The 20,138-nt window shown below is 71.2% G+C and carries 20 protein-coding genes; 1 reads left to right on the top strand and 19 read right to left on the bottom strand.

Going from position 1 to position 20,138, the window contains the following annotated elements:
• Positions 1-143 precede the first annotated feature (143 nt).
• On the bottom strand, positions 144-1,607 hold the full coding sequence (guaB, locus tag AN478_RS06770; protein ID WP_054965860.1) for an IMP dehydrogenase: 1,464 nt from the start codon (positions 1,605-1,607) through the stop codon (positions 144-146).
• Positions 1,608-1,740: 133 nt separating this feature from the next.
• On the opposite strand from guaB, the gene xseA reads away from it, so the two are divergent.
• Positions 1,741-3,123: an exodeoxyribonuclease VII large subunit gene (xseA, locus tag AN478_RS06765; protein ID WP_054965859.1), complete on the top strand. Its 1,383-nt coding sequence runs from the start codon at positions 1,741-1,743 to the stop codon at positions 3,121-3,123.
• 24 nt (positions 3,124-3,147) lie between these two features.
• Here xseA and der read toward each other — a convergent pair whose 3' ends face one another.
• The 18 genes from der to cysE all read right to left on the bottom strand — a co-directional run bounded on the left by der (position 3,148) and on the right by cysE (position 20,132).
• On the bottom strand, positions 3,148-4,536 hold the full coding sequence (gene der, locus AN478_RS06760; protein WP_054965858.1) for a ribosome biogenesis GTPase Der: 1,389 nt from the start codon (positions 4,534-4,536) through the stop codon (positions 3,148-3,150).
• Positions 4,537-4,542: 6 nt separating this feature from the next.
• On the bottom strand, positions 4,543-5,691 hold the full coding sequence (gene bamB, locus AN478_RS06755; protein WP_054965857.1) for an outer membrane protein assembly factor BamB: 1,149 nt from the start codon (positions 5,689-5,691) through the stop codon (positions 4,543-4,545).
• The gene (locus AN478_RS06750) at positions 5,688-6,359 is read right to left on the bottom strand and encodes a YfgM family protein (RefSeq protein WP_054965856.1); all 672 of its coding nucleotides are present in this window, start codon (positions 6,357-6,359) and stop codon (positions 5,688-5,690) included. Before AN478_RS06750 ends, bamB begins: the two co-directional genes overlap by 4 nt.
• A gap of 41 nt (positions 6,360-6,400) precedes the next feature.
• Positions 6,401-7,348, bottom strand: a complete 948-nt coding sequence (locus AN478_RS06745; RefSeq protein WP_054965855.1) for an ABC transporter ATP-binding protein — start codon at positions 7,346-7,348, stop codon at positions 6,401-6,403.
• Positions 7,345-8,361 carry an ABC transporter ATP-binding protein gene (locus tag AN478_RS06740; protein WP_054965854.1) on the bottom strand — a complete coding sequence of 339 codons (1,017 nt, stop codon included), beginning with the start codon at positions 8,359-8,361 and terminating at the stop codon, positions 7,345-7,347. Before AN478_RS06740 ends, AN478_RS06745 begins: the two co-directional genes overlap by 4 nt.
• Entirely contained in the window at positions 8,339-9,565 is a 1,227-nt protein-coding gene (gene hisS / locus AN478_RS06735) for a histidine--tRNA ligase (protein WP_054965889.1), read from the bottom strand. The genes AN478_RS06740 and hisS overlap by 23 nt, the downstream gene beginning before the upstream one ends.
• 29 nt (positions 9,566-9,594) lie before the next feature.
• Positions 9,595-10,722, bottom strand: a complete 1,128-nt coding sequence (ispG, locus tag AN478_RS06730) for a flavodoxin-dependent (E)-4-hydroxy-3-methylbut-2-enyl-diphosphate synthase (protein ID WP_054965853.1) — start codon at positions 10,720-10,722, stop codon at positions 9,595-9,597.
• Between the two features lie 123 nt (positions 10,723-10,845).
• Entirely contained in the window at positions 10,846-12,018 is a 1,173-nt protein-coding gene (locus AN478_RS06725) for a RodZ domain-containing protein (protein ID WP_054965852.1), read from the bottom strand.
• A gap of 22 nt (positions 12,019-12,040) precedes the next feature.
• Positions 12,041-12,853 (bottom strand): type IV pilus biogenesis/stability protein PilW, encoded by an 813-nt coding sequence (pilW, locus tag AN478_RS06720; RefSeq protein ID WP_054965851.1) that lies wholly within the window; start codon positions 12,851-12,853, stop codon positions 12,041-12,043.
• Position 12,854: 1 nt separating this feature from the next.
• The gene (rlmN, locus tag AN478_RS06715) at positions 12,855-13,964 is read right to left on the bottom strand and encodes a 23S rRNA (adenine(2503)-C(2))-methyltransferase RlmN (protein ID WP_054965850.1); all 1,110 of its coding nucleotides are present in this window, start codon (positions 13,962-13,964) and stop codon (positions 12,855-12,857) included.
• Positions 13,961-14,392, bottom strand: a complete 432-nt coding sequence (gene ndk / locus AN478_RS06710) for a nucleoside-diphosphate kinase (protein WP_054965849.1) — start codon at positions 14,390-14,392, stop codon at positions 13,961-13,963. The genes rlmN and ndk overlap by 4 nt, the downstream gene beginning before the upstream one ends.
• 103 nt (positions 14,393-14,495) lie before the next feature.
• Complete coding sequence (mtaB, locus tag AN478_RS06705) at positions 14,496-15,884, bottom strand: tRNA (N(6)-L-threonylcarbamoyladenosine(37)-C(2))-methylthiotransferase MtaB (RefSeq protein ID WP_054965848.1); 1,389 nt, start codon at positions 15,882-15,884, stop codon at positions 14,496-14,498.
• The gene (gene mnmA / locus AN478_RS06700; protein ID WP_269434444.1) at positions 15,881-16,963 is read right to left on the bottom strand and encodes a tRNA 2-thiouridine(34) synthase MnmA; all 1,083 of its coding nucleotides are present in this window, start codon (positions 16,961-16,963) and stop codon (positions 15,881-15,883) included. The genes mtaB and mnmA overlap by 4 nt, the downstream gene beginning before the upstream one ends.
• Positions 16,964-16,973: 10 nt before the next feature.
• Positions 16,974-17,180, bottom strand: a complete 207-nt coding sequence (gene iscX, locus AN478_RS06695; RefSeq protein ID WP_054965847.1) for a Fe-S cluster assembly protein IscX — start codon at positions 17,178-17,180, stop codon at positions 16,974-16,976.
• A 38-nt stretch (positions 17,181-17,218) separates the two neighbouring features.
• Entirely contained in the window at positions 17,219-17,551 is a 333-nt protein-coding gene (gene sufA, locus AN478_RS06690) for a Fe-S cluster assembly scaffold SufA (protein WP_054965846.1), read from the bottom strand.
• A 114-nt stretch (positions 17,552-17,665) separates the two neighbouring features.
• Positions 17,666-18,826 (bottom strand): cysteine desulfurase family protein, encoded by a 1,161-nt coding sequence (locus AN478_RS06685; protein ID WP_054965845.1) that lies wholly within the window; start codon positions 18,824-18,826, stop codon positions 17,666-17,668.
• Between the two features lies 1 nt (position 18,827).
• A complete protein-coding gene (locus tag AN478_RS06680) occupies positions 18,828-19,298 on the bottom strand; it encodes an Rrf2 family transcriptional regulator (protein WP_054965844.1) in 471 nt (156 codons plus the stop codon).
• A gap of 42 nt (positions 19,299-19,340) precedes the next feature.
• Positions 19,341-20,132, bottom strand: a complete 792-nt coding sequence (cysE, locus tag AN478_RS06675; protein WP_054965843.1) for a serine O-acetyltransferase — start codon at positions 20,130-20,132, stop codon at positions 19,341-19,343.
• Between the last annotated feature and the right edge of the window lie 6 nt (positions 20,133-20,138).

Below are 20,138 nucleotides of genomic sequence, written 5' to 3'. Positions count from 1 at the left end.
CGCGAATCGGAAATGTAGGAGCGACCGTCCCGGTCGCGATCACGGGATTACCCGCCGCAAAGGCGGGTAATCCCGTGCCAATTCCCGAAGGCAGAATGGTCGCGGCCGGGACGGCCGCTCCTACGGGCGGCTTTGGGCCTACCTCAATCCGTATGGTAGTTGGGCGATTCCTTGGTGATGGTCACGTCGTGGACGTGGCCCTCCCGGAAGCCGGCGCCGGTGATCTGGATGAACTCCGGCTTGGTCCGCATCTCCTGGATGTCCGCGCAGCCGGTGTAGCCCATGGAGGAGCGCAGGCCGCCCACCAGCTGGCGCAGGACGTTGACCATGGGGCCCTTGTAGGGCACCCGGCCCTCCACGCCCTCGGGAACCAGCTTGTTGGCGTCCTCCACCTCGCCCTGGAAGTAGCGGTCCTTGGAGCCCGCCTGCATGGCGCCGATGGAGCCCATGCCGCGGTAGGTCTTGTAGGAGCGGCCCTGGTACAGCTCCACCTCGCCGGGGGACTCCTCGGTGCCGGCCAGCAGGCTGCCCACCATGACGGTATGGGCGCCGGCGGCGACGGCCTTGGCCACGTCGCCGGAGAAGCGGATGCCGCCGTCGGCGATCATGGGCACGTCGGTGCCCTCCAGGGCCTTGGCCACCTCGGAGATGGCGGTGATCTGCGGGACGCCCACCCCCGCCACCACACGGGTGGTGCAGATGGAGCCTGGGCCAATGCCCACCTTGACGCCGTCGGCGCCGGCCTCCACCAGGGCGCGGGCGGCGTCGCCGGTGGCGATGTTGCCCGCTACCACCTGCACCTGGGGATACTGCTTCTTCACCCAGGAGACCCATTCCATGACCTTGCTGGAATGGCCGTGGGCGGTGTCCACCACGATCAGGTCCACCCCGGCGGAGACCAGGGCCTCCACCCGCTCGCCGGTCTCGGGCGACGTGCCCACCGCCGCGCCGGCGCGGAGGCGGCCCTGGTCGTCCTTGGCCGCCAGGGGGTGCTCGGTGGACTTCTCGATGTCCTTCACGGTGATCATGCCGCGCAGGTGGAACTCGCCGTTGACCACCAGCAGCTTCTCGATGCGGTGCTCGTGGAGCAGGCGCTTGGCCTCCTCCAGGGTGGTGCCCTCCTGCACGGTCACCAGCTCCTCGCCGCCGGTCATCAGCTCGGAGACCGGGCGGTCCAGGCCGCCTTCGAAGCGCAGGTCGCGGTTGGTGAGGATCCCCACCAGGCGGTCGCCCTGGGTCACCGGGATGCCGGAGACCCGGTGCTCGCGCATAACTTGAACCGCCTCGTGGAGCGGCACATCGGGCGCGATGGTGATGGGATCCTTGATCACCCCGCTTTCGTACTTCTTGACCTTGTGGACCTCGGCGCCCTGCTCGGCGGCGGTCATGTTGCGATGGATGATGCCGATGCCGCCCTCCTGGGCGATGGCGATGGCCGCCCGCCCCTCGGTAACCGTGTCCATGGCCGCGGAGACCAAGGGCAGGTTGAGCCGGATCTCGCGGGTCACCGAGGAGCGCAGGTCCACGTCGCGGGGCAGGACTTCGGAGTAGGCGGGCAGAAGCAGGACGTCGTCAAAGGTCAGGGCGGTATCGTCGCGGAGCCGCATGGCAGCCTCCATCCAACCGGCGGGTAGAGAGAAACGAGTTATTTTAGCTTCTAGAGGGGCTACAGGCAATCTGGCCGTTAGGGCGTTTCCCCATGCTACATTAGGCCTTTTTCCTCACCGTCAGGGACCTTCCATGGACGCACCCCAGCACGGCGCCGAGACCGCGTCGGACCGCCCCGTCTACACCGTCACCCGCCTCAACCACGAGGCCCGGGGCCTGCTGGAGGCGAACTTCCCCCTGCTGTGGGTGGAGGGCGAGCTCTCCAACGTGGCCCGCCCGGCCAGCGGCCACATGTACTTCACCCTCAAGGACGAGCAGGCGCAGGTACGCTGCGCCATGTTCAAGGGCAAGAACCGCCTGCTGCGGTTCCGGCCCGAGGACGGCATGCACGTGCTGGTGCGGGCGCAGATCAGCCTCTACGCCCCGCGCGGCGACTTCCAGCTCATCGTCGAACACATGGAGGAGGCCGGCGAGGGGGCCCTACAGCGCGCCTTCGAAGAGCTCAAGCGCAAGCTGTCCGCCGAGGGCCTGTTCGCCGACGAGCTCAAGCGGCCCCTGCCCGCCCTGCCGCGCCGGGTGGGCGTGATCACCTCCGCCAGCGGCGCGGCGGTCCGCGACGTACTCACCACCCTGCGGCGCCGCTTCCCCGCCCTGCCGGTAGTGGTCTACCCCGTCCCGGTGCAGGGTCAGGCGGCCGCCCCGGCCATTGTGGAGGCCTTCGACACCGCCAACCGGCGCGCCGAGTGCGACGTGCTGATCCTCGCCCGCGGCGGCGGCAGCCTGGAGGACCTGTGGTCCTTCAACGAGCCGGAGGTGGCCCGGGCCATCCGCGCCAGCGCCATCCCGGTGGTGGTGGGCGTGGGCCACGAGGTGGACTACACCATCGCCGACCTCGCCGCCGACCTGCGCGCCCCCACCCCCACCGCCGCCGCCGAGCGGGTCTCGCCGGACCGCGCGGCCCTGCTGCGGGGGCTGGGCACCGAGCGGGAGCGCCTCACCCGCGCCCTGGAGCGCCGCCTGCGCGACCGCGCCCAGGGCCTCGACCACCTGCGCCGGCGCTTGATCCACCCGGGCCGCCGCCTGCGCGACCTGCACGAGCGCAACCGCGCCGGCCGCCAGCGGCTGGCCCGGGCCCTGGCCCGCCGCCAGCGGGAGCGCCGTCGCGACCTGAAGGCCCTGGTCGCCCGCCTCCACCGCGCCGGTCCGGCCCGCCGCCTGCCCCGCGACCGCGAGCAGGCGGACGACCTCCGCCAGCGCCTGATCCGGGCCACCACCCACACCGCCTTGCCCGCCCGCCGCCAGCGCCTGCAGTCCCTGGCCCGCGAGCTGGAGGCCGTAAGCCCCCTGGGCACCCTGGCCCGCGGCTACGCCGTGGCGCGCAGGGACGGACAGATCCTGCGCCGGGCGGAGGAGACGGAGACCGGCGACACGGTCAACGTCCAGCTCGGCGAGGGCAGCCTGGATTGCCGGGTGGAGGAGCGCCACCTGAACGGGAGCCCGGACACGGAGGGATGAATACCCGATCACCCTCCCGGGCGCTCAGCCCTTCCGGGCCTTCCGGGCCTTCTTCTTCCGAACGGATTTGGGCGCCTCCTTGTGGCGCGCCCGACCCTTGTAGGGGCTCTCCTGCTTGCGGAACTGCAGGCGCAGAGGGACGCCCTCCAGCTTGAAGTGCTTCTGGAAGGTGCGCTCCAGATAGCGGAGGTAGTTGTCGGGCAGGGTGTTGGGGCGGGAACCGTGGATGACCACGGTGGGGGGGCGCTTGGCGCCCTGGTGGGCGTAGCGCAGCTTGGGGCGGAAGCCGCCGCGCACGGGCGGTGGATGGGCCTCGGTGGCCTCATTGAGAACCCGGTTCAGCTCGGCGGTGGACAGCTCCTTGGTGTAGGAGCCGTAGATGGCCTCCGCCGTCTCCAGGAGATGGCCCACGCCGGTGCCGTAGAGGGCGGAGATGTAGCGCAGGGGGGCGTAGTACAGCGGGGTCACCAGCTTCAGGTCCAGGGTGCGGCGCAGGCGCTTCTTCTGCTGGTCGTCCAGGTGGTCCCATTTGTTCACCGCCAGCACCACGCCCCGCCCGGCGTCGCGCACCAGCCGCGCCAGGCGGGCGTCCTGGTCGGTGACGCCCTCCTGGGCATCCACCAACAGGAAGACCACGTCGGCGGCCTCCATGGCCTGGATGGCCTTGAGGGTGGAGAACTTCTCCAGCGTCTCGTGGATGCGCGAGCGGCGTCGCACCCCGGCGGTGTCGATCAGGGTGTAGGTCTGGCCGTCGCGCTCCAGCACCGTGTGGATGGCGTCGCGGGTGGTTCCGGGGCGGTCGTAGGTGATCATGCGCGGCTCGCCGAGCAGCGCGTTGACCAGGGTGGACTTGCCCACGTTGGGACGCCCAACCATGGCGATGCGGATGCCGGGGAGCTCCTCTTCCTCCTCGGGAGCGGGGGGCAGGCGCTCCTCCACCAGGTCCACGAGGCGCCCCATGCCCTGGTTGGCGGCGGCGGACACGGGCAGAGGGGCGCCGAGGCCGAGGGCGTAGAACTCCGCGCTCACGGTAGTGGGCTCCAGGTCCTCGCTCTTGTTCACCACCAGCAGCACCGGCACCTGCATCCGGCGCAGCTCCTCGGCGATGGCCGCGTCCTCGGGATGCAGGCCAAGGCGTCCGTCCACCAGGAAGACCACCAGCTCGGCGTCCCGGATGGCCTGCCGGGCCTGCTCGGCGGCGAGCAGTTCGATGCCACCCTCCGCCTCGGTCTCCAGGCCGCCGGTGTCCACCAGCAGGAAGTCCCGCTCCCCGTAGGCGCAGGTGCCGTAAATCCGGTCCCGGGTGACGCCCGGGGTGTCGGAGACCAGGGCGTCCCGCGTGCGGGTCAGGCGGTTGAACAGGGTGGACTTGCCGACGTTGGGCCGGCCCACGAGGGCGACGATCGGTTTCATGGCCGGCTACCGCAGCTCCAGCCGATTGAGGGTCCCCTGGTCGGTGAGCACCAGCAGGTCGTCCCCCTCCAGGGGCAGGGGCGGGCTGTTGACCGCGCTGATGCCCACCTCCCGCCGGGCGAGTACCTTCCCGCTGTCCCGGTGGTACCAAGTGACCCGCCCGTGGGCGTCCCCCACCACCACGGCGTGCTCAGTCAGCACCGGCGCCGACAGCGTGCCCGCGTCCTGGAGGTCCGTCTGGGTCCAGAGGGTGCCGCCGTTGGTGCGGTCCAGGGCCAGGACCTTGGAATCGGCGGTGGTAATGAACACGGATTCGCCGTCCACCACCAAGTCGTTGAACACGGAGAACTTCCGCTGCCAGAGCTGCTGGCCGCTGTCGGCCTCCAGGGCCACCACGGCGCCGTGGTAGGCGGCCGTGTAGACCGTGCCGTCCCGCACCACCGGGGCCGTATCCACGTCCACCATGCGCTCCAGCTCCGTGCGCCCGGTGGAGGTGGCGATGCGCTCCCGCCAGCTCGGCCGGCCCCCGCCGGCCTCCAGGGCCACCAGCTCGCCGGTGGAGAAGCCGGTGAAGACCAGCCCGTCCCGGTAGGCGGGGCGGGCCCCGCCGCGCAGGGCGAGGCTGCGGCCCTCCACGTTGTAGGACCACCGCGTGCCGCCGTCCGCGGCGCGCAGGGCCCACAGGTAATCGTCGGCGGTGCGCAGGAACACCATCCCCGAGGCCACCCGGGGGGCCGTGATGACCTCCGAGGAGACCTCGGTCCGCCACACGGTTTCCCCGTCCTCGGCGCGCAGCCCCCAGACCTTGCCCTCGTCGGTGCCCACGTACACCCGTTCGTTGTCCCCGCCCAGGGTGGTCCCGCCGGCGACGCGGCCGCCGAGGTCGCGCACCCAGCGGATCCCGCCCGATTCGGCGTCCACCGCGTACAGGCGCCCCTCCCGGGTGCCGATGAAGGCCAGGCCGTCCGCCGCGGCCATCCGGGCGGCGGCGTAGGGCCGTACGCTCCAGTCCTTGAACAGGGGCATGGCCCAGGAGCGGTAGGGCGTCAGGCCGGTCGGGGCGGCCCCCTCCTGCTCCTGCCCCGATGCGGTCGGCGGGGCCAGGGCCAGTGCGAAGGCCAGGGCCAGCCCGGGGAACAGGCGCGCTGCCCTCATCCGGCCTCCTCCTCCGTCCCGGCGGCGCCGGCCGCGCCCGGCAGCTGCTCCAGCCGGCCCTGGATGGTCTCCCCCAGGGGGCCGGATCCCGGTCGCAGGCGGGCCTCGCGATAGGCCCGGGCGGCCGCCTCGTGGTCACCCTGCGCGGCCAGCAGGTCGCCCTTGAGGAGGAAATAGCTGGGCAGGAAGGCCTCCCCCTCCAGGGCGGCCAGGGTGTCGAGGGCCGCCTGGGGGTTCCCCCGGTCCCACTGGATGCGGGCGCGCTCCTCCACAGCGACCTGCCGAACCTCGGCGGGCTTACCGCCGGACTCCGCGAGGGGCGCCAGAGTCGCCAGGGCCTGTTCGCTCTGGCCGTCCCGGTGCTCGAGGCGGGCCCGGTACACCCGACCGAAAGCGGCGTAGGGGGTATCCCCGTATTCGGCGATCAGGTCGCCGAGGGCCTGGCGGGCATCCCCCTCCCGGCCGGCCCGCAGGGCCTCCACGGCCGAGCCGTAGGTCTCCGAGGCCGCGAGGAGCTGGGCGTTCTGGTGCCGGTAGTAGCCGTACCCGGCACCGACCCCCACGGCCACGGCGACGGCCAGGGCGATGAGCCCCCACCGATGCCGGTGGGCGAACTCCTTGAGGGCCTCCTTGCGACGCCCTTCCTCGAGATCCAGGTTCTCTTCCAACGCTTCCTCCCGGAGGTGTTCGGTACGGTATCGCCGTCGTCTCAGCGGGCCCGCCGGCAGGCGGCCACCTGCCCCTGCCCCAGGTCGTAGCCCTGGAAGGGCCATTCCGCGCAGGCGTCCTGCGCTTCGGGGCAGCGGCTGTAGAAGGGGCACTCGCCGACTTGCTCGCGCACGGCCCCTGCGGGGATGCGGCGCTCCCGTTCGCGGTGGGCGCCGGGGATCGCCGCCAGCAGGCCCCGAGTGTACGGGTGGGCGGGGCGTTCGAACAGCGTCTCGGTGGGCCCCTCCTCCACCACCCGGCCTCCGTACATGACCACCACCCGATCGCTCAGGTAACGCACCACCCGCAGGTCGTGGCTGATGAACAGATAGGCGAGGCCGAAGTCCCGTTGCAGGTCCTTGAGCAGATTGAGGATCTGCGCCTGGATGGACACGTCCAGGGCGGAGACCGGCTCGTCGCAGACCATCAGGCGCGGCTCCATGACCAGCGCCCGGGCGATGCCGATGCGCTGGCGCTGGCCGCCGGAGAACTGGTGGGGGAACTTGGCCGCGGCCTCCCCGCCGAGCCCGCAGCGCTCCAGCACCTCGGTCACACGACGGCGCCGTTCCGCGGCGTCGCCGATGCCGTGCACCTTCAGGCCCTCCTCCACGATCCGGCCCACCCTCATGCGCGGGTTGAGGCTGGCGTAGGGGTCCTGGAAGACGATCTGCAGGTCGCGCCGGGCGCGCTGCAGCCCGCTGCGCCCGGCGCGGGTGATGTCCTCGCCCGCGAAGCGGATGGTGCCGCCATCGGGCTCCATGAGCCGCATGGCCATGCGCGCCAGGGTGGACTTGCCGCATCCCGACTCCCCCACCAGCCCCACGGTCTCGCCGGGAGCCACGGTGAGATGGACGTCGCGCACGGCCCAGAAGGTGGTCCCACCCCGACCCCAGGGCCCGCGCTGGGTGAAGGACTTGGACAGGCCCTCCAGCTCCAGAAGCCCCGTCAATGCCAGATCTCCGGGCTGACCTCGTCGGAGAACAGGCAGCGGCTGAGGTGGCCGCCCCCGCCCTCCAGGGTCACGGGCCCGGCCCGGCAGCGCGCGCGGGCCAGCGGGCACCGCTCCGCGAAGCGGCAGTAGGGGGGCCAGTGGCCCAGCTCGGGCACCCTGCCGGCCAGGGCCGGCAGGGCCCCGTGGGGCTCCTCCTGTCCGGGGATGGCCTCCATGAGCCCGGCGGTATAGGGGTGGCGCGGGCTATTGAGCACCTGAGCGGCGGGGCCGTACTCCACGATCTGGCCGGCGTACATGACGGCGATGTGGTCGGCGATCTCCTCCGCCACCCCGAAGTCGTGGGTGATGAACATGAGCCCCATGCCCCGGTCCCGCTGCAGGTCGGCCAGCAGCTCGAGGATGTGGGCCTGGATGGTGACGTCCAGGGCGGTGGTGGGCTCGTCGGCGATGAGCAGGTTCGGGTCGCAAGCCAGCGCCATGGCGATCATCACCCGCTGGCGCTGGCCGCCGGAGAGCTCGTCGGGGTACGCCCGCAGCCGCTCGCCCGGGTCGGGGATCCCAACCTGCTCGAGGAGGTCCCCGGCGCGGCGCAGGGCCTCCCGCTTGCCCAGGCCACGATGGACCCGCAGGGGCTCGGCCACCTGCCGACCCACCCGGAAAACCGGATTCAGGCTGGTCATGGGCTCCTGGAAGATCATGGCCATGGCGTCGCCGCGTAGGCGCCGCCAGGTTCGGGCATCCGCCCCCGACAGGTCCCGGCCCTGGAAGCGGATGTGCCCGCTCCGGACCCGGGCCACCTCCGGCAGCAGGCCCATGCAGGCCAGGGCCGTCATGGACTTGCCGCAGCCCGACTCCCCGACCACGCACAGGGTCTCCCCGGGGCGCATCTCCAGGGAGACGTTGTCCACCGGGATGCGGCGCCCGGCGGAATCGAGGCTGACGGTCAGGCCGTCGAGGGCCAGGACCGGGTCCCCGCTAGCGGCCCGACTAGCTGCTGCGGTGGACGACATGATCCTCCACCTCGCGCCGGGCGAGGGCCTCCTGCTCCCCGGAGGCCAGATCGCGCACCAGCACGGTGCCCTCGGCCTGCTCCTGCTCGCCCAGGACCAGGGCCAGGCGGGCCCCGGAGCGGTCGGCCTTCTTGAGCTGGCTCTTCAGGCTCCCCCCGCCGCAGTGGTACCAGGCGGAGACCCCCCGGTCGCGCAGCGACTCGGCCAGGGCCATGGCGTCGGTTTCCACCGCGGCGTCCAGGGGGGCGATGAACACGGAGGGATGGGGCTCCGGCACCCGCTCGGGGGCCACGAGCGCCAGCAGGCGCTCGATGCCGAGCGCGAAGCCCACCGCCGGGGTGGAGGGTCCGCCGATCTCCTCCACCAGACCGTCGTAGCGGCCGCCGGCCACCACGGTGGCCTGCGAGCCCAGCTGGTCGCTGGTCCACTCGTAGACGGTATCGGTGTAGTAGTCGAGGCCCCGCACCAGGCGCGGATTGAGCTCGTAGGGCACCCCGGCCGCGTCCAGCAGCGCGCGGAGCCGGTCGAAGTGGGCCCGGCTCTCCTCCCCCAGGAAATCGGTGATCTCGGGGGCCTCGGCCACCGCCTCCTGGCAGGTGGGCACCTTGCAGTCCAGAACCCGCATGGGGCTGCGCTGGATGCGCTCCTGGCAGGTCTCGCACAGGCTGTCCCGGCGCGCCTCCAGGAAGCCCACCAGCTCCTCCCGGTAGACACGGCGGTCCGCCGGCTTGCCCAGGGAGTTGAGATGGAGGGTAAGCCCTTCCACGCCCAGGTCCTGGAGCAGGCGACGGGCCATGAGGATCTGTTCCACGTCCAGGTCGGGCGTGGCCGGGCCGAAGGCCTCCACGCCCACCTGGTGGAACTGCCGGTAGCGGCCCTTCTGCGGGCGCTCGTGACGGAACATGGGGCCCAGGTAATAGAGCCGGTGGGTCTGGCCGCGGAACAGGCCGTTGGTGATCCCGGCGCGCACGCAGCCAGCGGTGCCCTCGGGCCGCAGCGCGAGGATCTCGCCGCCGGTGTCCTCGAAGGTGTACATCTCCTTCTCGACGATGTCCGTGTCCTCACCGATGGAACGGGCGAACAGCTCCAGCCGCTCCACGTGCGGGAACCGGATCTCGCGGTAGCCGTACGCCTCGAGGACGCGGCGGGCCTCGGTTTCCAGGTGCTGCCAGGCGGCGGCTTCATCCGGAAGGATGTCGTTCATCCCCCGGACGGGGCGGATCTTCTCGGCCACTAGGCACTGCCCTCCACGGGCGACGCGGAGGCGCCGTCCTCGCCCTCACCTTCCTGGCGCTGGTTGGCCACGTAATCGCGCACGGAGCGCTCCACGCGGTCCACCAGGGTCTCGTTGTCCACCTTGTAGCTGGGCTCGCCGTCGATGTAGACCAGGTTCTTGCCGCCGCCGGTGACGCCCACGTCGGCCTCCTTGGCCTCGCCCACGCCGTTCACCACGCAGCCGATGATGGAGACGTTGAGGTTCTCGTTGACGTCCTCCAGCCGGGCCTCCAGCTCGTTCACCGTGTCGATGACGTTGAACTCCTGCCGCGAGCAGCTCGGGCAGGCGATGATGTTCACGCCGCGGTGGCGCAGGTGCAGGCTCTTGAGGATGTCGAAGCCCACCTTCACTTCCTCCACCGGGTCGGCGGCCAGGGACACCCGCAGGGTGTCGCCGATGCCGTCGGCCAGCAGCATGCCCAGCCCCACCGAGGACCGCACCGTGCCCATGCGCAGGCTGCCGGCCTCGGTGATCCCCAGGTGGAAGGGGTAGTCCACTTGCGTGGCGAGCTTGCGGTAGGCCTCCACGGCCAGGAAGACGTCCGAGGCCTTGAGGCTGATCTTGGTGTCCTGGAAGTCGTGGGACTCCAGGATCTCCAGGTGGCGCAGGGCCGACTCCGCCATGGCGTCGGCGTTGGGCTCGCTGTACTTCTCCAGGAGATGCTTCTCCAGCGACCCCGCATTGACCCCCACCCGGATGGGGATGCCGTTGTGCTTGGCGGCGTCCACCACCGCCGCCACCCGGTCGCGCTTGCCGATGTTGCCGGGATTGATGCGCAGGCAGTCCACCCCCATATCGGCCACCTTGAGGGCGATCCGGTAGTCGAAGTGGATGTCGGCGATTAGGGGGACATCGGGGACACGAGCGCGGATCTTGGCGAAGGCCTCGGCGGCGTCCTTGTCGGGCACGGAGACCCGGACGATGTCGGCACCGGCGGCCGCCACCTGCTCGATCTGGCCGACGGTGGCCTCCACGTCGCAGGTGTCGGTGTTGGTCATAGTCTGCACCGCGATAGGCGCGTCGCCGCCGATGGGCACCGAGCCCACGTGGATCTGCCGCGTCTTCCTGCGATGAATCCCCCACATACCTATACGCTCCCTCTCCGGACAGGCCGTCCGGAGCTGTTTATGCACCATGAACCCGAAATTCCGGGGCCGACCGGGCTACTGGCCACTCCGCCGGCCGGCCCGCGATCCCGGCGGGCCCCGCTAATTCTCCGGAGCGGCGAATGTCCGGGCCTCGGCCCCGCCGCTCCCGGTGCCCGGGCCACCCCGGCCACCGGTTCCCGCGCCGTCATCCGCTTCTCCCAGGGTCGGGGGCGGCCCCACCTCGGACTCGGGGATGGTGGCCGAGGAGGCGTCCACCTGGGTGGTCACCACCTGTCCCGGCCGGCCCAAGGGAGCCAGGGGGGCGCCGTCGAAATACAGCTGCACCCCCGCCGCATTCCCCACCTTTAACTGGAAGGGCGCCTTGCCGTACAGACGCACGTTTTCGTCGGCCTCCACCAGGCGCCGCAGGAGCAGGTTCTCCTCGGCGTCCTTGATCTCCATCCAGCTGTCCGCCCAGGTGTGCACCCGCAGCCGCTGCATGTCCTGCGGCAGCCTCGGCGACTCCGGCTCCTCCATGTCCAACCGCCGGAAGCGCGGATCCCCGTCGCGTGAGGCCACCTCGGCGGAGCGGGAGTCTTCCGGCGGGCCGGAAGCGCTCTCCGGCTTCGCGACCTCGGCTGGTCCTTGCCCTTCCGGGGTGGAGTCCCGGGATCCCTCCTCGTCGAGCACCCGCTGCAGCTCCTCCTTTGAAGGAGGTGCGGCGTCCGGGGCCCGCTCGGCCACGGCCTGGTCCTGCGCCGCGGGCGTTTCCGCCTCGCCGTCCTCGCCCGAGGTTTGCGGCCCCGGCGGGCCGGAGGCGGCCTCCCCGGCTCCGGCCACCTGCTCTTCCGCAGGGTCGGTGTCCATGACCTCGGCGGGCTCCATGCCGTCCCCCACGAACCAGAAGGTGGTACCCCCAACCAGCAGCAGGAGCAGGAAGCTCACGGAGACCACCCGCCAGGGGTGCTCGATCATGGGCCGCTCGGGCTCCGGGATGATCGGTGTGTCGTTCTCCGCCCTGGGCGCGTCCCCTCCGGCCTGACGGGCCTCGAAGGCCTGGATCACCGAGTCGGGCGACAGGCCCACAACGGCGGCGTAGCTGCGCAGGTAGCCACGGATGTAGGCTTCCCCCGGGAGGCGGCTGAAATCCTCCGCCTCCAGGGCCTGGATATGCTCCACGGTGAGGCGGAGCTCCTCGGCCATATCGGCCTGGGTCCGTCCCGCCGTCTCCCGGGCCCGGCGGAGCTGCTCGCCGAACCCCGAAGCTTCCTGTTCCGTCTCCTCGCTCGCCATTCCCCCTCCTTGCCCCCTTTTTTTAGCGAGCCCGGGCCCGGTCGCCCAGGGCACCCATACGCTCGAGGCGGGTGCGCGCCTCTTCGGCCACGCCGCTATCCGGCGCGATCTCCAGCACCCGCCTCAGGTGTTCCGCGGCCTGTTCCTCGTCGCCACGTTCCCGGGCCAGCTCGGCGGCCAGCAGGTGGCCCCGGGGATGCTCGGGACGCCGTTCCAGGAGCTCCTCCACCTCTTCCCGGGCTCGCTCTTGGTCCCCCTGCTCCCGCAGCAGCCGCGCAAGAGCCATCCGGGCCGCCGGATAGTCGGCCCGCAGGCGCAGGGCGGTGCGCAGCATCCGCTCGGCCCGGTCGGCATCCTCCTGCTCGCGGGCCAGCCAGCCGAGATTGTAGTACGCGTTTTCCGGCGTGGAATACAGAGGGTCCTGGAGCGCCACCTCGAACTGTTCCTCCGCCCGTTCGTAGGACCCCAGGCGGGCCAGGAAGGCGCCGTAGTTGTTGCGGACCTGGGGGTCCTCCGGAGCCAGGTCGACGGCCTCCTCGAAGGCCTCCTCGGCCTTGTCGTCGAACCCGAGGTTCTGGTAGGTCAGCGCTAGGCCGTTATAGATGCGGGCGTCGTCGTCGTTCAGGGAGCGGGCGTCCTCGAGCTTGCGCAGGGCGTCACGGGGCCGCCCGTCCCGCAGGTAGGCGATGCCCAGCTCCAGGTAGATCTCGCTGCGGGTGCGCTCCCCCTCCGGCCCTGAATCCCGCGAGGAGGTGGTGGCACAACCGGAAAGCAGCAGGGCAAGCAGGGCGACGGCCGTGGGGTAGAGGGCAGCGCGCATGGCGAGCTGGATCAATTCACGCCCCCTCGGCGCCCAGGGAGGAGTCGCCACCGTCGCGGTCCCGGCCCTGGAGCTGGCCGCAGGCGGCATCGATGTCGTCGCCGCGCGGGGTGCGGGTCACCGCCACCATGCCGCGCTCGAGAAGGATGTCCCGGAAGCGGTCGATGGCCTCCCGGGAAGAGCGCTGGAACTCCGCCTGGGGGAACGGATTGAAGGGGATGAGGTTCACCTTGGCGGGGATCCCGGCGAGCAGGTCCACCAGCCGGCGGGCCTCGGCGGGGGAGTCGTTGACTCCGTCGAGCATGACGTACTCGAAGGTGATCCGGCGGGTCGCCGGAAGCGGATAGTCCCGGCACGCCTGGAGCAGGCGCTCCAGGGGATAGGTGCGGTTGATGGGCACGATCCGGTCCCGCACCTCATCGCTGACGGCGTGCAGGGAAATGGCCAGGTTCACCGGTGTGTCCCGGCCGAGCTCCGCGATCTTGGGCACCACCCCCACCGTGGACACCGTGATGCGCCGGCGGCTCAGGCCGTAGGCGTAATCGTCCATGAGCAGGTGGATGGCACGCAGAACGGCGTCGTAGTTGAGCAACGGCTCGCCCATGCCCATGAACACGATGTTGGTGAGCCGGTCGCCCACTACCGACCGGGCATGGCGCACCTGGCTGATGATCTCCCCCGGGGCCAGGTTCCGCTGGAAACCGCCGTATCCCGTTGCGCAGAACTTGCAGTCCAGCGGGCAGCCGGCCTGGGAGGAGATGCACAGGGTGCCGCGATCGTCGTCGGGGATGAACACGGTCTCCACCGCGTTGCCGTCCTCCAGGCCCAGCAGCCACTTGATGGTGCCGTCGGCCGAGCGCTGCTCGGACAGGACCGCCGGCTCCAGCACCCGGGCCTGCTCACCCAGCCGGGCGCGCAGGCCCTTGCCGAGATCGGTCATCGCCTCGAAGTCCGAGACGCCCCGCTGGTGGAGCCACTGCATCACCTGCCGGGCCCGGAAGCGCTTCTCCCCCAACTCGGTGAAGAAGGCCTCCAGGCCAGTGCGGTCCAGGCCGACGAGATCCACCGGGCCGCCGGTTGGCGGCCGCCGGGATGGGCCCTGCTTGACGGTCTCGGTGGCGGTCATGCGTCGCGGTCGAACACTTCCAGGTGGTTGAAGAAGAAAGCCACTTCCTCGGCCGCCGTCTCGGGGCTGTCGGAGCCGTGCACCGCGTTGGCGTCGATGCTGGTGGCGTAGTCCGCCCGGATGGTTCCGGCGTCCGCTTCCTTGGGGTTGGTGGCGCCCATCAGCTCGCGGTTCTTGGCGATGGCGTTGTCGCCCTCCAGCACGGAAACCACCACCGGGCCGGAGATCATGAACTCCACCAAGTCGTTGTAGAAGGGCTTGTCGGCATGGACGGCGTAGAAGGCCTTGGCCTGCTCGGTGGTCAGGCGGACCATCTTCATGGCCTTCACGCGCAGGCCGTTGCTCTCGAAGCGGGAGAGGATCTCCCCGATCACGTTCTTGCCTACGGCGTCCGGCTTGATGATGGAAAGGGTCTGCTCGGTGGCCATGCCTTCTCCCGTCGGGTTTTTCGGTTGCATCAACTGGGTATTCGGTGAAGGCGCCAAGACTATCACTGGCGCGGGGGGTGGGCAATTCGGAGCCCCGGCAGGGTCAACCCGGGGCCACCAGGGTTTCCTCCTCCACCCTTTCCGGCACGCACTCCACGAGCTCCCCGGGCTCGGCCCGGCCTTCCGGAAGCAACACCGGCAGGTAGGTGGCGGCCCGGCCACGCATCCATCCCGGATGGTGGCGGTCGGGCTCCTCCACCAGAACCCGCTGGGGCCGGCCCACCGCCCGGGCCAGCACGCGCGTCCGGATCTCCGCCCCCAGCTCGCGCATGCGCGCGGCCCGCGCCTTGCGCTCCGGGGCCGGCACCTGCTTGCTTTCCGGGATCCGCCCGCCGGGGGTCTCGGGGCGCGGCGAGAAGGGGAACACGTGCGGATAGGCGATCTCCAGCTCCTCCACCAGCGCCAGGGCGTTGTCGAAGGCGGCCTCGGTCTCGGTGGGGAAGCCCACCAGCACGTCCGCCGACAGCACCAGATCCGGCGCCGCCTCGCGCAGGGCGGCCATGCGCTCGCGCACCAGATCCGGGCCGTAGCGGCGCTTCATCTGCTTGAGCACCTTGGCGTCGCCGTGCTGCAGGGAGAGGTGCACGTGCGGGCAGAGCTTGGGCTCCTCACGGAACAGGTCGATCAGTTCGTCGGTGATGTGGCTGGGGTCCAGGGAGGACAGTCGCAGCCGGAAGTCGCCCTCCCGCTCGGCGACCGCCGCCAGCAGCCCCGCCAGGTCCGCCCCGCCCTCCAGGTCGGCGCCGTAGGAGCCCACGTCCACGCCGGTGACCACGAACTCCCGGGTGCCCACCTGGGCCCAGCGGTCCACCTGGCGCACCACGTGGCGCACCGGCACCGAGCGGCTGCCGCCGCGCACGCTGGAGATGATGCAGAAGGTGCAGGACTGGTCACAGCCCTGCTGCACCTGCAGGAAGCCCCGGGTGCGCGACTCGAAGCGGGTCAGCAGGCCCTCGGGCACGGCGGCGCCGTCGCCCGGGTCACCCACCATCACCTGCGGCAGGTCCCCCGCCTCCAGGTCGGGGATGAGGCCGTGGGCGTCCACCTTCTCGCCGTTGCCGAGCACCAGGTCCACGCCGGGGATGGCGGCCACCGCCTCGGGGTCGCGCTGGGCGTAGCAGCCCGCCACCACCATGAAGGCGTCCGGGTTGCGGCGCAGGGCGCGGCGCACCAGCTGGCGGGCCTGGCGGTCCGCCTCGCGGGTGACCGTGCAGGTGTTCACCAGGTAGAGGTCCGCCTCCGCCTCGAAGGGCACCAGCTCGTAGTCCGCGCCGCGCAGGGCCTGGCGGATGGCCTCCGTCTCGAACTGGTTCACCTTGCAGCCCATGGTGGAGGTGGCCACCCGGCGCACGTTGCCGGTGCCGGGCCGGGGCTCCGCCGCGTCCTCCGGGGACGGGCGCACGAAGGTCAGGGGGGCGCTTTCGCCGCTCACGCCGCTGCCTCCGCGATCCAGCCGCCCCCGAGCACCTCGTCGCCGCTGTAGAAGGCGGCCACCTGACCCGGGGTGACGGCCCGCACGGGCTCGGCGAAGGTCACCCGCGCCCGGTCTCCCTCCAGGGGCTCCACCCGGGCGGCCACCGGCTTGCCGGCGTAGCGGACCTTCACCTCCGCCTCCCGGCCCCCTTCGGGCAGGGGGTCACCGAACCAATTCAGCCCCTCCACCTCCATGGCGGCATGGAAGATCTCGTCGGCCTCCCCCACCACCACGCGGTTGGCGGCCGTGTCCACCTCCACCACGTACATGGGCCGTCCCACGGCCAGATGCAGGCCCCGGCGCTGGCCCACCGTGTAGTAGGCGGCGCCCCGGTGCTCGCCGAGCACATTGCCCGCCCGGTCGACGATCTCCCCCGGCTCCAGGCCGGGGCCGGCGCCCTGGCTGGCCACGAACTCGGCCGCCGAGCGGGACACGAAGCAGATGTCCTGGCTCTCCGGCTTGTCGGCGGTGATCAGGTCGTAGCGGGCGGCGAGCTCGCGCACCTGGTGCTTATCGTACCCCCCCACCGGGAACAGGATGGAATCCAGCTCGGGGGCGGGGGTCACGGCGAGGAAGTAGGACTGGTCCTTGTCGCCGTCGAGCCCGGTGCGCAGCCGGGGGCGCTCGCCGTCCCGGTCGATGCGGGCGTAGTGGCCGGTGGCCAAGTAGTCGGCGCCCAGGTCGCGCACCTGCTGGAGGAGCCGGTCGAACTTGATGAACTGGTTGCAGCGGGCGCACGGGTTGGGGGTGCGGCCCGCCAGATACTCGTCCACGAAGTTGTCCACCACCTTCTCGCGGAAGGGCTCGGCGTAGTTGAGGACGTAGAACGGGATGCCCAGGCGGTCGGCCACCCGGCGCGCGTCGTCGGCGTCCTCCACGCTGCAGCAGCCGCCCTCGTTGCCGGGGCCGTCCCACAGGCGCATGGTCACCCCGATAACATCGAAGCCCTGCTCCAGGAGCAGGGCCGCGGTTACCGAGGAGTCCACGCCGCCGGACATGGCCACCACCACGCGGGATGGCGCGCCCGCTGTGCTCAAGATCGCCTCCTCACTGCTCGTTCTGCGCCGCCTCGTCGATCCAGGAGAGCTGGATGGCCTGGAGCTCCTGGTCGTCCACCCGGTTGGGATCGTCGTCGAACCCCTCCAGCTGAGTGACCAGGTCGCGAAGCTCCTCGTAGGTGATGTACTGGGGATCCACATCGGGCTGGGTCTCCGCCAGCTCCACGGCGATATCCTGGGTGTCGGTCCATTTCATGGCGCGCTCCTTTCCCGACGAGGACGGACCCCGGGCCCTCAGCCGACGCTGAAGCTCTCCCCGCAGCCGCACTCGGCGGTCACGTTGGGGTTGTTGAAGCGGAACATGGCCTGCAGGCCCTCGTTCACGTAGTCCATCTCGGTGCCCTCGATCAGGGATACCACCTCCGGATCCACGAAGACCTTGGCGCCGTGGGCCTCGTAGAGCAGATCCTCCGCCTTGGGCTCGTCCACGTATTCCAGATTGTACATATAGCCGGAGCAGCCGCTCTTGCGGACGCCGACCCGGATCCCGATCCCGCTGCCGCGCTTGGCGAGCTGGTTCTGGATCTGGTCGGCGGCGCGCTCGGTAATCGTCAGGGACGCGGTCATGGAGCTCCTCCGTCCAATTGGGTTGCATGGCTCGCGGGGGCCGGAAGCGGCCCCCTGCCTATCAGGATTTGGGGCTTGCGCCCCGCTAGGTCAAGCTCCGCTCGCCATCCGCCCTCAGGCGGGATGGGTCGTCCGCTCCTGGAGGCGCCGCACCAGGGGCACCAGGACCTCCAGAAACTCCTCCAACTCGGCTTGGCTGGTGGTCCAGCCGCAGCTTACCCGGAGCGAGCTGCGCGCCCGCTCCGGCGGGATGCCCATGGCCAGCAGCACCGGCGAGGGCTTCAGGCTGCCGCTGGCGCAGGCGGAGCCGCTGGAGACGGCGAACCCCGCCAGGTCCATGTTCATGAGCAGGGTCTCCGCCTCCACCCCCGGCAAGAGAAGACAGCTGGTGTTGGGCAGGCGTTCCGCCGCTTCCGATACCACCTCCACGGCGACGCCGGACTCGCGCAGGCCCGCCTCCAGGCGGTCCCGCAGGCCCCGGGCGTGCTCCGGGAAGCCCGCCAGCCGCTCCCGGGCGAGTTCGGCGGCCTTGCCGAAACCGGCGATCCCCGCCAGGTTCTCGGTGCCGGCGCGGCGCTCCCGCTCGTGTCCCCCGCCGTGCAGGAGGGGATCGAGGGGCAGCCGGCGGGCATCCCGTACCAGGGCGCCCACGCCGGGCGGGCCGCCGATCTTGTGCGCCGAAAGGCTCATGGCGGCGGCCCCGGAGCCGGCGAAGTCCAGCGGCGCCTTGCCGGCGGCCTGGACGGCGTCCGTGTGCAGGGGTACGCCGTGCTCCGCGCACGCCGCCGCCAGCTCGGGGATGGGCTGGAGGGTACCGGTCTCGTTGTTGGCCCACATCACCGAGACCAGGCCCACCGGCTGGTTCGCTTCCAGGCTGTCCCGCAGGGCCTCGGGCGTAATGCGGCCATCCCCGTCCGCCGGGACCTCGGCCACCGGCTGGCCCTGCTCCCGGAGGTAGCGGGCGGTTTCCAGCACGGAGGGGTGTTCAGTGGCCCCCACGAGCAGGGTCCGGGCACCGCGATCCCGCGCGGCGAAACCCTTGAGTACCGCGTTGTTGGCCTCGGTGGCCCCGCCGGTGAAGGTCACCTCCCGGGGGGCGCAGCCCGCCAGCGCCGCCACCCGCTCGCGGGCCTCCTCCAGGCGCGAGCGGGCCCGACGGCCCCAAGCGTGCACGGAGGAGGGGTTGCCCCACCCCGCGGCAAGGCCGTCGGCCACCACCTCCCGGACGGCGGGGTCGGGCGGGGTGGTGGCGTTATGGTCGAGGTAGGCGCCCAACTCAGCTCCGCGCCTGGGCCTTGATGTGGGTCCCGGCAGGCCCCTCCACCACGCTGGTGCGCCCCTTATTCTCCTCCACCAGCTGGTCGAGGGTCACGGCCACCAGGAAGTCGTAGATGTGATCCCCCAGCCGCATCCACAGCCAGTGGGTCAGGCAGTGCTCGTTGCCCTTGCACATCTTGCCCTCGTTGCCGCCGCACTGGGTGGCGGAGATGGGCTCGTCCACGGCCAGGATGATGTCGGAGACGGTGGTCTCGTTCATGGGCCGGGCGAGCAGGTAGCCGCCGCCGGGGCCCCGGACACTCTCCACCAGGCCGGTACGGCGCAGGCGGCCGAACAGCTGCTCCAGGTAGGACAGGGAGATCATCTGCCGTTCGGCGATGTCGGCGAGGGCCACGGGGCCGTCCTGGCCGTGCAGGGCCAAGTCCACCATGGCCGTTACCGCGTAACGCCCCTTGGTCGTCAGTCGCACAATCCACTCCTTACAGGCTGTTGCGCCTTGTTGGCCGCCCGGCTAGCGGTCCTCCTGCTCCCGGGCGGTGTCCGTTGCCGAGGCCGGCTCGCCCGCCTCGCCCCCCGCATTTTCGTCCCCCTCGCCCAAGGGACAGCTCCAGCCCTCGCTGTCCGCGGGCACGGCGGCGCGATGATCGTGCTCCAGGGACTCCAGCCGGCGCTCCACGGCGTGGACATGCTCGGAGATGCACTCCACGGCCTTGGCCACCGGGTCCGGCATGTGCTCCTTCTGCCCGTAGGGGTCAAAGCCCTCGCTGGTGCGGGCGCCCTCCTTGTTCACCACCCGCCCGGGCACTCCCACCACCACGGCGTTCTCCGGCACGTCCTTGATGACCACGGCGTTGGAGCCGATGCGGCTGCAGCTGCCCACCTCGATGGGCCCGAGGATCTTGGCGCCCGCCCCCACCACCACCTGATCGCCGAGGGTGGGATGGCGCCGCTCCCGCTTCCAGGTGGTGCCGCCCAGGGTGACGCCGTGGTAGAGCGTGACGTCGTCGCCCACCTTGGCGGTCTCGCCGATCACCACGCCCATGCCGTGGTCTATGAAGAAGCGACGGCCGATCTCGGCCCCCGGATGGATCTCGATGCCGGTCAGGAAGCGGGCGACATGGGACAGGACCCGCGCCAGCCAGCGCCACCGCCGGCACCACAGCCGATGGGCCAGCCGGTACATCAGCACCGCGTGCACGCCGGGATAGGTGGTGAGTACCTCCCACCGGGTCCGGGCGGCCGGATCTCGCTCGAAGACGATATCGGTGTGCTCCCGGAGGACCCGGGAAAGGGACTGAACCATGGTCGC

The sequence above is a fragment of the Thiohalorhabdus denitrificans genome (genome assembly GCF_001399755.1).
GTDB classification, from domain to species: Bacteria; Pseudomonadota; Gammaproteobacteria; order Thiohalorhabdales; family Thiohalorhabdaceae; genus Thiohalorhabdus; species Thiohalorhabdus denitrificans.
This window is presented reverse-complemented; position numbering and strand designations above follow the sequence as displayed.